The 244-nt window shown below is 57.8% G+C and carries 1 pseudogene; it reads left to right on the top strand.

Annotation, left to right across the window (positions count from 1 at the left end):
* A pseudogene (locus ENTHG_RS00285) lies at positions 1-244 on the top strand (PTS N-acetyl glucosamine transporter subunit IIABC); the annotation flags it as partial.

Raw genomic sequence — 244 nt, 5'->3', positions numbered from 1 at the left:
ACCGGTGCTCTACTTCATCCACGCCGTGCTGACCGGTATCTCTGTCTTTATCGCCGCCAGCATGCAGTGGATTGCCGGCTTCGGCTTCAGCGCCGGTCTGGTGGATATGGTGCTCTCGTCACGCAACCCGCTGGCGGTGCACTGGTATATGCTGATCCTGCAGGGGCTGGTCTTCTTCGTTATCTACTACGTGGTATTCCGCTTCACCATTCAGAAATTCAACCTGCTGACCCCCGGCCGTGAG

It is taken from the genome of Phytobacter massiliensis JC163 (assembly GCF_000321045.1).
In the GTDB taxonomy this organism is placed as follows: domain Bacteria; phylum Pseudomonadota; class Gammaproteobacteria; order Enterobacterales; family Enterobacteriaceae; genus Phytobacter_A; species Phytobacter_A massiliensis.
Note: the sequence above shows the minus strand (reverse complement) of the source record. Positions and strands in the feature narration are given on the sequence as shown.